Consider the following 13,353-nt stretch of genomic DNA (forward strand, 5'->3'; position numbering starts at 1 on the left):
TATTGAATTGCAATATCTTTTCACAAAATAAATGTCAACTACTTTTGATGAGATCCTGAAACGAGTTCAGGATGACAAACAAACTCAAACCTAACCAAACCATCTTCATCTATTTTGGTTAATTCAACGTCATGAAGCGTATTAATCAATTCTGGATTCCAAGGCGACTTAACCTTAACATAGTTTTCCGTAAATCCATGAATATAACCTTCCTTATTTTCACTTTCAAAAAGTACGGTTCTAACAGTTCCTAGCTGACTTTCATAAAACGCACGTCGTTTTTTAACAGACAAACCGCGTAACATTTTACTTCGCTTGGTTCTAACACTTTTTGGCACAACTCCTTCCATTTCAGCAGCTTCAGTATTATCTCTTTCGGAATAGGTAAACACATGTAAATACGAAATGTCCAACTCCGTTAAAAAATTATACGTCTCTAGGAAATGCTCATCGGTTTCCCCTGGAAAGCCAACAATCACATCAACACCTATGCAGGCATGAGGCATAACTTCTTTTATTTTTGAAACGCGATCTACATACAATTCTCGCATGTAACGCCGTTTCATTTTTTTAAGAATTTCATTATTGCCCGATTGCAAGGGCACATGGAAATGTGGCACAAAAGCTCTTGACCCTGACACCAAATCAATAGTCTCGTTTTTCAATAAATTAGGCTCAATGGATGATATTCTTAAACGTTCTATACCTTCAACCTTATCAAGTTCAGTCACTAAATCTAAAAAAGTATGCGCGTGTTTCTTGTTACCAAATTCGCCTTTTCCGTAGTCACCAATATTTACACCTGTTAAAACAATTTCTTTTATATTTTGTTTTGAAATCTCTCTAGCATTCTTCAAAACATTTTCCATGGTATCACTTCTAGAAATACCACGAGCTAAAGGAATGGTGCAATACGTACATTTATAATCGCACCCATCTTGGACTTTTAAAAATGCACGCGTTCTATCGCCTATGGAATAGGAACCCACATAAAAATCGGCATCCTCGATTTCACAGGAATGTACTTCTCCAAAATCGTTTTTGGATAAATCGTTGAGATAATCGGTGATTTTAAATTTTTCGGTAGCGCCCAAAACTAAGTCCACACCATTCACATCTGCCAATTCTTGCGGTTTTAACTGGGCGTAGCAACCTACTGCCGCAACAAATGCTTCAGGATTCCCTTTTTGGGCTTGTTTTACAATAGTTTTAAAGCGTTTATCTGCATTTTCAGTTACCGAACAGGTATTGATGACATAGATATCCGCTTTCTCTGAAAAATCTACTCTATCAAACCCTTCATTCACAAAATTTCGGGCAATAGTAGAGGTCTCTGAAAAATTCAGTTTACAACCTAAAGTATAAAATGCTACTTTTTTCTTATCCACTTTAATTATACGAAACTTGTTTGAGGGTGTTTTAAAATTTATCTTTACGGCTAAAAGAGGGCAAATTTACAACTAATTACTTATATGATAAAACATATTTGGCGTCAAACAATTATCTATTTGTCAATTAGTTGCATACTCTTTTCATGTAAGGAAGATACTAGTACAAACAAAGACCATTTTGTATTTCGTTACAACGAATTTGCCAACATAAATACCCTAGACCCTGCTTTTTCTAGAACATTACAGGATAACTCGGTTTGCAACCAATTGTTTAACGGCTTGGTACAACTCGATGATGAGCTTAACATTTTGCCTTGTATTGCTAAGAATTGGTCAATTTCAGAGGACGGTACAATTTATAGCTTCAATTTAAGAAACGATGTGTATTTCCATAAACACGTGTTGTTTGGTAAAGACTCCACAAGAACAGTTACTGCAGATGATTTTGTGTTTAGTTTTAATCGTCTACGTGATGAAAAACTTGCAGCTCCAGGAAGTTGGGTTTTAAATAAAGTGGATAATTTTAAAGCTATTAATGACACTATTTTTGAAATCACCTTAAAACAGCCGTTTCCTGCTTTTATTGGTTTATTAACCATGAAATACACCTCTGTTGTTCCAAAAGAAATCGTGAAACATTATGGCAGTGAATTCCGTTCTCATCCTGTAGGTACGGGACCTTTTAAATTTAAACGCTGGGAAGAAAACATAAAGTTAGTACTCCGCAAAAATGCACTCTATTTTGAAAAAGATAAAAAAGGCAACCAACTCCCATATTTAGAGGCTGTAGCACTAACATTCCTTCCAGATAAACAGAGTGAATTTCTGCAATTTGCACAAGGAAATATTGATTATTTATCTGGTTTGGACGCTTCTTACAAAGACGAATTATTGACAGCAGATGGTAAGTTGAGGGACAAATATTCCAATGTTGTAAACATGGTAAAAAGTCCATATTTAAACTCTGAGTACTTAGGTTTTTATTTAGATTCTGAAACACCTGAAATTCAATCTAAGCTTATTAGAAAAGCCATAAACTATGGGTTTGATAGGAAGAAAATGATGATTTATTTAAGGAATGGTATTGGTAATCCCGCCAATGGTGGTTTTATTCCCATTGGTCTCCCTGGATACAGCAAGTCTATTGGTTTTACCTACCAACCAGAAAAAGCAAAACAACTCATTCAACAATTTAAGGAAACAAGCGGTATTAGCAACCCTGAAATAACTTTGGTTACTTCCAGTAATTATCTGAGTTTCTGTGAATTTATTCAACGTGAACTGGAAAAAGCTGGACTAAAAATAAATGTAGATGTTATGCCCGAAGCAACTTTAAGATCGTCACGCTCTGAAGGAAAAGTAGATATGTTTAGGAGCTCTTGGGTGGCAGACTATATGGATGCCGAAAACTACCTTTCTATTTTTTATAGTGAAAACTTTACCCCAAAAGGATCAAATTATTTTCATTTTAAAAATAAAACCGTAGATAGTCTCTACAATGCAGCATTTAATATCTCAGATATTAATGAAAGGAAACAATTATATACTACGATAGATTCTATTGCAATGGATAATGCAATCATGGTGCCTTTATTTTATGATGAAGTGGTTCGTTTTACCAGAAAGAATGTAAAAGATTTAGGTATAAATCCGATTAATTTATTGGATTTGAGAAGGGTGAAGAAAATAAATTGATGATATTTCAATCTTGTTACGATGTTTATAAAAACATTAAAACTTAACAAGATGGTAACCAAATTAAAAATCACAAGTATTCTATTCCTACTATTAGTCTTATCATGCAGTAAAGACGATGACTCAACCAATGAAATACAAAATGGCAACGGCACTCCTGAATTAAACCTAAGCCTAAGTAACGGACAATTTGATGGTACTTATGAGTTTGAAAATTCAACCTTCAAAATTCAAAATACAACCTCTTATATAGGATCTTTAGAATCTAAGAACAACTCTAATAGCTCACAAAACAATGTAAGTTTTTCTTTAGTTATAATAGATTTATCTCAACTTAAAAAAGGTAATACCATTAATTATAATACTGTTGAATTGTTTATGAAAATTAACGGTATTGATTACAGAGGTGGATCTGGGAAATTGGTAATAAATAAATTTATTAAAGTAGAAAATTCTGAAATGGAAAACACGTTTGCTTTAGATGGAACTTTTGAGTTCAATGCATTAAATGGTAACTTTTCCGACAACACAGATGTAAGTGGAAACTTAAAAAATATTACTCTGGTTTGTGATGTGTGTTCATTATAAAATAATAAATATCATCATCTCCTTTACCTTCTTCATCTCGTTTAGAAACGAAATAACCTGAATTTCCATTGGGCAACATAATTAAGGAGAAATCATCATTTACACTATTAAAAGGTTTTGGTAGTTTTTCTGCTTTTGTAAAGGTGCCATCGTCATTCATTTGGGTTTTATAAATATCATAACCGCCAAGTCCATTAGACTTGTTTGATGAAAAATAAAGCGTATTGTTTTGCCCCATAATTGGGAACATCTCTCTGCTGTAGGAGTTAACTTTAGAGCCTAAATTCTTAATCTCTCCGTAAGTACCATTATCTAAAATTTCAACACTAAAAATATCTGAACCTCCTTTGGTTGATTGCCTTCCTCCCTTAACATTAGCCGTAAAATATAATGTTTTATTATTTGGACTTAAAGATGGATGTCCATAAGAAAACCTAGGTTTACAAAATGGTAACACTTTAAAGTTGGTATAGCCTATACCCCCTTTATACTCCCCTACCTCTAAATGAAAGTTTGCTTTATTAAAGTTTCCTTTAGGCATGTTTTTATTAGTATATGTTGTCATTATGTAAATACGACTTTTATCTTTACTAATAACAGCACTAGTAATTAACCCCAATCTAGCCTCATGGTCAATTTTTATTTCTTTAATTCCGTTAATAGAACCATCTGATGAAATATTCCCACTATAAATACATAGCACGCCCTCTCCAGTAAATGCGACTTTAGGTTTTCCGTTTTTTTTCAAAAGATATGAAGTAAATATAATCTCGTTGTTGCCATGTGGCATAATAGCAAAATGAGGATACTCGCTATTTATATCCAAATTAGTAATCTTAACTTTAGATTCTTGTGAAAAACCTAAAAGGCAACAGAAAAAAATTGAAAGATAAATAAGTGATTTCAATGTAAAAGGATTTGCAAACAAATATACAAATCTTTAATAATTAGATTGTTAACCATTAATTATTCACGACGGTATTTTTTAGTTTCTTCAAAAACATGTTGTAATATATCTTGATCTTGCTTAGAAAATTCTATTTTTCTTCTGGACATCACAACCTTAGCAACTTCAAATGCTTTTTTGGTTAAGTAGGTAGTAAATCCGCTGCTTCCGCCCCAACTAAAACTTGGTACAAAATTTCTTGGAAAGCCACTTCCAAAAATATTCGCACTTACCCCTACAACTGTACCTGTATTAAACATAGTGTTGATACCGCATTTACTATGGTCGCCCATCATAAGTCCGCAGAATTGCAAACCTGTTTTAGCAAAACCTTCTGTTTGATAATCCCATAATCTAACTTCAGCATAATTATTCTTTAAGTTAGAATTGTTCGTATCCGCACCTAAATTACACCATTCGCCCAAAACCGAATTACCCAAGAATCCATCATGTCCTTTATTTGAAAATCCAAAAAGAACAGCGTTGTTTACTTCGCCACCTACCTTGCTATGCGGACCTACTGTTGTTGGTCCATAAATCTTTGAGCTTAGCTTTATGGTTGCACTATCACATAACGCCAAAGGACCTCGTATTACAGAACCTTCCATAATTTCTGCGTTCTTCCCAATATATATTGGTCCATTACTAGCATTAAGCGTGGTAAACTCTAATTTAGCGCCTTCCTCCAAAAAAATGTTTTCTGAAGCTATTACGTTGTTGCTCGCGGGGATAGCTTGGGATGTTCTGTTTTTGGTTATCAAGGTGAAATCTTCCTGTATAGCCTCTCCATTTTTCGAAAAGATATCCCAAGTATATTCTATTTTAAGGCACTCACTTCCAAACTCGATATTATCATACGATTCAAAATCTATGTTATCCTGTCCTTCCTTTGCATGAAACGCAATAACATCTTCTCCCTTAAAAATAGCTTGGTTATCTTTTAGCCCCTTAATCATTTCAACTAATTGGAAATTTGGGAGATAAGAAGCGTTAATCATGATATTCTCTTCCATTTCCACCATCGGATATTTTTCAGACAAGTAGTCCTCTGTTACAGTGGTAGTGGTAGTATCCAAATACGACTCCCATTTTTCCCTAATGGTTAAAATTCCAACACGAATATCGGCTACAGGTCTGGTAAAGGTAAATGGGAGCAGATTATTCCTTGCGGGACCGTCAAAAAGAATATAGTTCATTTGAAGTTTGAAGTTTGAAGTTTGAAGTTTGAAGTTTACACCTCAGCCTTTTTGTTGATTAAAATTACTTTGAAGTAAAAATAAAAAAGCCTCTCTACAGTAGAAAGGCTTTTTACAAATATATTTTGAACTAGTTTATTTCTTAAACTTAGCATATTTATTTTTGAACTTATCAATACGACCAGCAGTATCCACCAATTTAGATTTACCAGTGTAGTAAGGATGCGATGTTCTTGAAATTTCCATTTTCACAAGTGGGTATTCAACACCATCAACTTCAATCGTTTCATTTGTATCAGCAGTAGACTTTGTTAAGAACACATCGTCATTTGACATATCTTTAAATGCTACTAATCTATAATTTTCTGGATGTATACCTTTTTTCATCGCTTTACGCTTTAAATCTTAATTTTTCGAGGTGCAAATTTAAGTAATTTTTACAAATCCGCAATTACTTTTTTATATTTTTTATTTAGGTTCGAAAATGTAACGTTTTGTTATCTTTGTTTACTAACTATCCATATAACCAAAACAACAAAAAATTATGGAAGAACAACAATTATCTCCGGGAAAATTCTCAGTTAATTATGGGCTGATTCTAGGTATTATTCTCGTTATTATCATAGTTGCTATGTACGCAACTGGATTATTGATAAAAGGCGAACAATGGCCAATGTTTATATATTACATTATTTTTCCTGCGTTCATAATATATACAATTAGTAAATTTAAAAAACATAACTCGGGGTTATTATCGCTCTCGGAAGCATTAAAGGCAGGTGTTGCTACAGCAGTTATTAGCGCATTAGTTTACGCAGTTTACAATGTACTATTCCACTATATTATTGATCCGGAATTTGTTGAAAAATCCATGGAAGTAGTACGGGAAAAACTCTATGACAACCCTAAAATGACAGAAGAGATGATTGATAAAAGCATGGAGATGATGGAAAAATTCTCTAACCCCATTCTAGGATCGGCAATTTGGATTGGTCTTAGCGCCATATTTGGATTGATTTATTCATTAATTGGCGGGCTTGTGATGAAAAAAGAAGCATAATAAATGAACATATCCGTAGTTATACCGCTACTTAACGAAGAAGAATCTTTAAAAGAATTACATGATTGGATTGCAAAAGTTATGCAGTCCAATCATTTTTCATATGAAATTATTTTTATTGATGATGGTAGTACCGATAATTCTTGGAACATTATTTCAGAACTATCACAAAAAGATACTAAGGTAAAAGGCATACGATTCTTAAGAAATTTTGGAAAATCACAAGCACTTCACGCTGGTTTTGAAAAAGCCCAAGGCGATGTAGTTATTACTATGGATGCAGATCTTCAGGACAATCCTGATGAAATCCCAGAACTATACAAACTCATCAACTCTGAAGGTTATGATTTAATTTCAGGTTGGAAGAAAAAACGTTACGACGCCTTACTTACCAAAAATCTACCTTCAAAATTATTTAATTGGGCAGCTCGTAAAACCTCTGGAGTGAAGTTGCATGACTTTAATTGCGGACTTAAATCTTACAAAAAGACCGTTGTTAAAAACATAGACGTAAACGGAGAAATGCATCGCTATATCCCTGTTTTAGCCAAAAATGCAGGCTTTAATAAAATTGGAGAAAAGGCAGTAAAGCATCAAGCCAGAAAATATGGCGAAACTAAGTTTGGTATGGATCGATTCATTCACGGCTTTTTAGACCTCATAACCATATGGTTTTTGTCTCGCTTTGGCAAACGCCCTATGCACTTATTCGGTGCTCTTGGGGTTATCATGTTTTTTATAGGTTTTAGTTTTGCGCTTTATCTTGGTATTGATAAATTGTATATCGATAAAACAGGCAGATTAATTACCCAACGACCTCAATTTTACATCGCTTTAGTAACAATGATTATCGGTACTCAATTCTTTGTTGCTGGCTTTTTAGGCGAACTTATTTTACGAAACAGACCTGATAAACGACGTTATCTCATAAAAGACGAGCTTAATTTTTAATTTTATTACGTTGTTTTCGTAAATATATATTGAAAAAGAGCGTGTTTTAAATTCATATTTTTAATCAAATGGTTACTTTTGTTTACCATTATAAACTAGATAACTATGATTCATATCGAACCAAAAATTTTAGACAGAATAAACACTTGGTTAACGCCAACCTTTGATGAAGAAACGCAGCAAACTATTAAAAATAGCATTGCCAATGACCCAAAAGATATCCAAGAAAGTTTTTATAAAGATTTAGAATTTGGTACAGGCGGTATGCGCGGTGTCATGGGTGTTGGCACCAATAGAATCAATAAATATACGCTTGGTAAAAGTACACAAGGCTTAAGTAATTATTTGCACCAACAGTTTCCTAATGAAACCCCTAAAGCCGTTATAGCTTACGATTGTAGACACAATAGCCAAACCTTAGCAAAGGTAGTTGCAGATGTGTTTTCAGCCAATGGCATTGAAGTATATTTATTTGAGGATTTACGCCCTACACCAGAATTGTCATTTGCAGTAAAACATTTAAATTGCCATTGCGGTATTGTATTAACTGCATCTCATAATCCACCTGAATATAATGGCTATAAAGTGTATTGGCAAGATGGTGGGCAAATGGTACCACCACATGACGGCGCAGTTATAAAAATGATCAACGATTTGAATTATGCAGATATTAAGTTTGAAGCCAATGCCGACCTTATCAAGCACATTGGAAAAGATGTAGATGACGTATTTATCGATGCTTCAGTTGAAAACGGAAGTGTTGGCGCTTCGCAAGCAGCGAAAGATAATTTAAAAATTGTATTTACCTCGCTTCATGGTACATCAATCACTGCGGTTCCTGAAACATTAAAACGTGCTGGTTATAAAAATGTACATATTGTTGAAGAACAGCGAAAGCCCGATGGTGGCTTTCCTACAGTAAAATCACCAAATCCAGAGGAGCCTGCTGCCTTAAAAATGGCTTTGGAGCTAGCGGATAAGGTTGGCGCCGATATTGTAATTGGCACCGATCCTGATTGTGACAGACTGGGTGTTGCAGTACGTAATTCTGATAATGAACTACAATTGCTAAATGGTAACCAAACCATGGTAATGATGGTAGATTTTCTTTTGAAAAAATGGAAATCTGAGGGTAAAATAAAAGGAAAAGAATTTATAGCAACCACAATAGTTTCTACACCAATGCTAAATAAATTGGCTGATGCATATGGTGTTGATAATAAAATTGTACTAACAGGATTTAAATGGATTGCAAAACTCATTAAAGACCATCCAGAATTAAATTTCATCGGTGGTGGTGAAGAAAGTTTCGGGTTTATGGTAGGTGATTTTGTTCGTGATAAGGATGCGGTTACCTCTACACTCCTAGCCTGTGAAATTGCAGCGATCACTAAATCGGATGGTAGTTCTTTCTTTGAAGAATTAATTAAGCTTTATGCAGAACATGGTTTCTACAAAGAGAAACTCATATCGTTAACTAAAAAGGGAATCGAAGGTGCTGAAGAAATTAAGCAAATGATGATAGATGCACGCCAGAACCCACTTACTGTTGTAAATGGTTCTAAAGTTGTTAAGATAGAAGATTATGAATCTGCAACTTCTAAAAATTTAATTTCTGGAGAAACTACTTCTATTGACATTCCAAAATCGAATGTAATTATTTATTACACGGAAGATGGAAGCCAAATAGCACTAAGACCCAGTGGCACCGAGCCTAAAATAAAATTCTACGTAAGTGTAAATTCAGAATTGGATACCGTTCAGAACTTCAAAACTTTAGAAAAAGAATTAGACGCTAAAGCAGAAACTATCTTAAAGGACATGAACCTTATTTAATTAATGAGTCATTTTACAAATATTTTAAGGTATGCCAAGCCTTATAAAAGCTACGCCATAGGACACGTTATTTCTAACGTGTTTTTTGCATTATTTGGTACGCTATCTTTTGTGGCCTTAAAACCTATGTTGGACGTGATTTTCGATAAGGAAAAGATCGTCCCTAAAGTAAAGCCGACATACACTGGTTTGAATAAGCTGGGCGAATATCTTGGAGATTTTCTTAACTACGAAATGCATCAATTTACAGAAGGCGACAAAGCAAAAGCATTAATGTTTACCATCGGTCTTATTGTAGTAATGTTTCTTCTGAAAAATTTATTCGGATATCTCGCAAACTATTTTCTCGTATTTTTAAGAAATGGTGTTATTAGAGACATCAGAAATAAAGTTTATAGAAAAACTATCGAGCTGCCACTTTCTTATTTATCCGACAAAAGAAAAGGTGATATTTTGGCCAGGGTAACTGGGGATGTTCAAGATTTACAATATTCCTTTCTATCTGTTTTAGAATTACTTGTTAGAGAACCCTTAACCATTATTTTTACCATCATTGCCATGGTATACATTAGCCCGAAACTTACGCTATTTGTATTTATTTTCATTCCGATAATGGGATTCGTTATTTCAAGAATTGGTAAAAGTTTAAAACGAAAATCAGATCGGGTTCAAAAAGAACAGGGTATGTTTCTGTCCACTTTGGAAGAAACGCTAACGGGTTTAAGAATAATTAAAGGGTTTAGCGCCGAAGATAAGTTTACCGAAAAATTTCAAGAATCTACTTCTAGATTTTATCGGTTTTCCAATAAATTGATGAACCGTCAAAACCTAGCTTCGCCTGCAAGTGAGTTTTTGGGTATTTGCATGATTTCAGTCATATTATGGTATGGCGGTAATCTAGTTTTGAGCGATAATAACAATTTAGCTCTTGATGGGAGTCAGTTTTTAATTTACATGGGGCTAGCCTACAACATCCTTACTCCCGCAAAAGCCATATCCCGCGGACTTTACAATATCAAAAAAGGAGGTGCTGCGGCAGAACGTATTCAAGAAATTGTGGATACACCAAACCCTTTGAAGGATAAACCCAATGCCAAAACAAAAGATGATTTTAATTCTGAAATTGTGTTTGATAATATATCGTTCAAATATCAAGACGAATATGTATTGAAAAATTTCAGTTTAACTATCCCGAAAGGTAAAACTGTGGCACTTGTTGGGCAGTCTGGTAGTGGAAAATCTACTGTAGCAAATCTTATTACGCGTTTTTATGATGTAAATGAAGGCGAAATATTAATTGATGGCGATAACATCACTAATTTAACGACAAGCTCTTTACGCAAACAACTTGGTATTGTGACTCAAGATGCTATTTTATTTAATGATAGCATAAAAAATAATTTAAAACTAGGTAATGAATATGCAACTGATAAAGATGTAATTGAAGCGCTTAAAGTTGCAAATGCTTGGGAGTTTGTAAAAGATTTAGATGGCGTACTTGATTATAATATAGGAGATGCTGGAGGAAAACTTTCTGGCGGACAGAAACAACGTTTAAGTATTGCTCGAGCCGTTTTAAAAAGCCCTCCAATTATGATTTTAGATGAAGCCACATCTGCCCTTGATACGGAAAGCGAGCGTCTGGTGCAAGTCGCTTTAGAAAATATGATGAAAAATAGAACATCAATCGTAATTGCACACCGACTCTCCACAATTCAAAATGCTGATGAAATCGTTGTTTTGAGCAAAGGTGAAATTGTAGAACAAGGAAAACATGATGCACTTATTGCCAAAAAGGGTACATACCACAAACTTGTGGAAATGCAAAGCATAGGATAATCGTAATCGAGGTAAAAAACGTTAGAAAAATAAAAAAGGATAGTGATTTGGGCAACTATCCTTTTTTTGTTCATGTTAGACTTGGGGACGACTAACATATATAAGTAGGTTTCTGATACAAATCTATATTAAAAATACATACTAAACAAGAAAATATTACATTTTATCGTATTTATTTACATTTTATCGATATTAATTTCGATAATTGTATGATTATTAAACAATTAGGCATTATTGAAATCTAAGTATGAATCTCAAATTAAACTTTCAGTATATTTAACAGTCTAATATACCAAACAACTTTTGTGACTGACGAAGTACAATTAGTACAAGAGCTGCAATCGCCCCAGCATAAAGAAAAAGCTTTTAGAGAACTTATCACTCTCTACAAAGAGCGTTTGTATTGGCATATTCGAAATATTGTAAAGTCCCATGCAGATGCAGATGATGTGCTTCAAAACACATTTATAAAAATCTATAAAAACATTCATAATTTTAAAGGCGATAGCAAATTATTTTCTTGGATGTATCGCATTGCAACAAATGAATCCATTACATTAATAAATAAGAATGCAAAACGTTTACAAATTACTAGTGAAGAAGTGCAGCAACTAGCTATAAACAATCTAACTTCTGATGTATATTTTGAAGGCGACGTCATTCAATTGAAATTACAAAAAGCTATTGCTACATTACCAGAAAAACAACAATTAGTTTTTAATATGAGATATTTTGAGGATATTAAATATAAAGACATGGCGGAAATTTTAGAAACCAGTGAAGGTGCCCTTAAAGCATCCTACCATATTGCTGTCAAAAAAATTGAAGCGTATTTAACTGATAATTAAACCTTTTTGTAAAATAAGAGTCAAAGAAACGACAATAGAAAGCAATGAAAAGAAATAAATTAGATAATATCAATGCATCAGGGTTTAAAGTTCCGAAAGACTATTTTGAGAACTTTGAAAACGCGCTGATGGATAACATAAAGGTAGAAGAAGTTATCGGTGCCTCTAAAACAGGTTTTGATGTTCCAAAGCACTATTTTGAAACCTTGGAGGATCGGATTGTTGCCAATGTAGCAGAGAAAAAGGATACAAAAGTGATATCCCTTCTTAAAAGAAAAACCATTATATATATCTCCGGTATGGCAGCTGCGATTCTTTTATTATTCAACCTTTCAATTTTTAATACAACAACAGACTTTGAAGATTTAGAAACGCAAACCGTTGAAAACTATATAATAGATGTAAATATAAGTTCTTATGAAATTGCCGCTTTATTATCTGAAGATAATATAAGAGACAACACTTTTATTGAATACAATCTAGATGATGAATCCATAGAAACGTACCTTTTAAATTCTGACGATTTTGAAAGTTTAATGATAGAATAATACCTAACAGATGAAAAAACTTATTACCCTTACAATATTGCTATTTTTGGCTTTTAAAGTTTACGCACAACCAAGACACAGCGAGCGCATTAAAAGTTTAAAAATTGCCTTTATTACCGAGCAGCTAGATTTAACGACGGAAGAAGCCCAAAAATTCTGGCCGCTTTACAACGATTTTGAGACAAAAACATCGAAAATTAGGTTTGAAGAGATTAGAAGTATCAGAAATAATATTCGTGATAACTATGAGTTACTTACTGATAAGGAAGCAAAAGATTTAATAAAAAAAATGAGTGCTGCTGAAAATAAATTGCATGATTTGCGCAACACTTTTCATAATAAACTTTTAGATATTATACCAGCAAAAAAACTTATCAAGCTAAAAATCGCAGAAGAAGACTTCAAGAAAAAAATGCTACAAGAGTTAAGAAAACGACGTAAAGAGAGGCCTTAGA

Annotated in this window: 13 protein-coding genes; 9 read left to right on the plus strand and 4 right to left on the minus strand. The window is 33.6% G+C overall.

Annotated elements, in window-relative coordinates; all coding sequences use genetic code 11:
- Positions 1-38: 38 nt before the first annotated feature.
- A complete protein-coding gene (mtaB, locus tag AC1B0Z_RS06385; RefSeq protein ID WP_483794792.1) occupies positions 39-1,388 on the minus strand; it encodes a tRNA (N(6)-L-threonylcarbamoyladenosine(37)-C(2))-methylthiotransferase MtaB in 1,350 nt (449 codons plus the stop codon).
- An 84-nt stretch (positions 1,389-1,472) separates the two neighbouring features.
- On the opposite strand from mtaB, the gene AC1B0Z_RS06390 reads away from it, so the two are divergent.
- Positions 1,473-3,086 carry an ABC transporter substrate-binding protein gene (locus AC1B0Z_RS06390; protein ID WP_483794793.1) on the plus strand — a complete coding sequence of 538 codons (1,614 nt, stop codon included), beginning with the start codon at positions 1,473-1,475 and terminating at the stop codon, positions 3,084-3,086.
- A 51-nt stretch (positions 3,087-3,137) separates the two neighbouring features.
- A complete protein-coding gene (locus AC1B0Z_RS06395; RefSeq protein WP_483794794.1) occupies positions 3,138-3,674 on the plus strand; it encodes a hypothetical protein in 537 nt (178 codons plus the stop codon).
- On the opposite strand, the gene AC1B0Z_RS06400 is transcribed toward AC1B0Z_RS06395, so the two are convergent.
- The 3 genes from AC1B0Z_RS06400 to AC1B0Z_RS06410 form a co-directional block, all read right to left on the minus strand.
- Positions 3,643-4,500 carry a TolB family protein gene (locus tag AC1B0Z_RS06400; protein WP_483794795.1) on the minus strand — a complete coding sequence of 286 codons (858 nt, stop codon included), beginning with the start codon at positions 4,498-4,500 and terminating at the stop codon, positions 3,643-3,645. The two genes, AC1B0Z_RS06395 and AC1B0Z_RS06400, sit on opposite strands and share 32 nt — an antisense overlap.
- Before the next feature lie 140 nt (positions 4,501-4,640).
- Complete coding sequence (locus AC1B0Z_RS06405) at positions 4,641-5,816, minus strand: GlmU family protein (protein ID WP_483794796.1); 1,176 nt, start codon at positions 5,814-5,816, stop codon at positions 4,641-4,643.
- 135 nt (positions 5,817-5,951) lie between these two features.
- Positions 5,952-6,203 carry a type B 50S ribosomal protein L31 gene (locus AC1B0Z_RS06410; protein WP_347925314.1) on the minus strand — a complete coding sequence of 84 codons (252 nt, stop codon included), beginning with the start codon at positions 6,201-6,203 and terminating at the stop codon, positions 5,952-5,954.
- A gap of 157 nt (positions 6,204-6,360) precedes the next feature.
- Between AC1B0Z_RS06410 and AC1B0Z_RS06415 the strand changes: the two genes are divergently transcribed.
- From AC1B0Z_RS06415 to AC1B0Z_RS06445, 7 genes are all read left to right on the plus strand, one after another.
- Positions 6,361-6,876, plus strand: a complete 516-nt coding sequence (locus AC1B0Z_RS06415; RefSeq protein WP_483794797.1) for a DUF4199 domain-containing protein — start codon at positions 6,361-6,363, stop codon at positions 6,874-6,876.
- Positions 6,877-6,879: 3 nt separating this feature from the next.
- A complete protein-coding gene (locus tag AC1B0Z_RS06420) occupies positions 6,880-7,827 on the plus strand; it encodes a glycosyltransferase family 2 protein (RefSeq protein WP_483794798.1) in 948 nt (315 codons plus the stop codon).
- Between the two features lie 105 nt (positions 7,828-7,932).
- Positions 7,933-9,663: a phospho-sugar mutase gene (locus AC1B0Z_RS06425; RefSeq protein WP_483794799.1), complete on the plus strand. Its 1,731-nt coding sequence runs from the start codon at positions 7,933-7,935 to the stop codon at positions 9,661-9,663.
- Positions 9,664-9,666: 3 nt separating this feature from the next.
- Positions 9,667-11,502, plus strand: coding sequence for an ABC transporter ATP-binding protein (locus tag AC1B0Z_RS06430; protein WP_483794800.1), 1,836 nt, complete (start codon positions 9,667-9,669; stop codon positions 11,500-11,502).
- Positions 11,503-11,807: 305 nt separating this feature from the next.
- Positions 11,808-12,350: an RNA polymerase sigma factor gene (locus AC1B0Z_RS06435; RefSeq protein ID WP_483794801.1), complete on the plus strand. Its 543-nt coding sequence runs from the start codon at positions 11,808-11,810 to the stop codon at positions 12,348-12,350.
- A 44-nt stretch (positions 12,351-12,394) separates the two neighbouring features.
- On the plus strand, positions 12,395-12,898 hold the full coding sequence (locus AC1B0Z_RS06440; protein WP_483794802.1) for a hypothetical protein: 504 nt from the start codon (positions 12,395-12,397) through the stop codon (positions 12,896-12,898).
- A 10-nt stretch (positions 12,899-12,908) separates the two neighbouring features.
- The gene (locus AC1B0Z_RS06445) at positions 12,909-13,352 is read left to right on the plus strand and encodes a sensor of ECF-type sigma factor (RefSeq protein WP_483794803.1); all 444 of its coding nucleotides are present in this window, start codon (positions 12,909-12,911) and stop codon (positions 13,350-13,352) included.
- Position 13,353 lies beyond the last annotated feature (1 nt).

This window comes from Hyunsoonleella sp. J2K-J805 (assembly GCF_057167125.1).

What these genes read in the sequence shown, in the direction of transcription:
- AC1B0Z_RS06390 (WP_483794793.1), top strand. Translation starts at nt 1,473, where the DNA reads ATGATAAAACATATTTGGCGTCAAACAATTATCTATTTGTCAATTAGT.
- AC1B0Z_RS06395 (WP_483794794.1), top strand. Translation starts at nt 3,138, where the DNA reads ATGGTAACCAAATTAAAAATCACAAGTATTCTATTCCTACTATTAGTC.
- AC1B0Z_RS06405 (WP_483794796.1), bottom strand. Translation starts at nt 5,816, where the DNA reads ATGAACTATATTCTTTTTGACGGTCCCGCAAGGAATAATCTGCTCCCA.
- AC1B0Z_RS06410 (WP_347925314.1), bottom strand. Translation starts at nt 6,203, where the DNA reads ATGAAAAAAGGTATACATCCAGAAAATTATAGATTAGTAGCATTTAAA.
- AC1B0Z_RS06415 (WP_483794797.1), top strand. Translation starts at nt 6,361, where the DNA reads ATGGAAGAACAACAATTATCTCCGGGAAAATTCTCAGTTAATTATGGG.
- AC1B0Z_RS06420 (WP_483794798.1), top strand. Translation starts at nt 6,880, where the DNA reads ATGAACATATCCGTAGTTATACCGCTACTTAACGAAGAAGAATCTTTA.
- AC1B0Z_RS06425 (WP_483794799.1), top strand. Translation starts at nt 7,933, where the DNA reads ATGATTCATATCGAACCAAAAATTTTAGACAGAATAAACACTTGGTTA.
- AC1B0Z_RS06430 (WP_483794800.1), top strand. Translation starts at nt 9,667, where the DNA reads ATGAGTCATTTTACAAATATTTTAAGGTATGCCAAGCCTTATAAAAGC.
- AC1B0Z_RS06440 (WP_483794802.1), top strand. Translation starts at nt 12,395, where the DNA reads ATGAAAAGAAATAAATTAGATAATATCAATGCATCAGGGTTTAAAGTT.
- AC1B0Z_RS06445 (WP_483794803.1), top strand. Translation starts at nt 12,909, where the DNA reads ATGAAAAAACTTATTACCCTTACAATATTGCTATTTTTGGCTTTTAAA.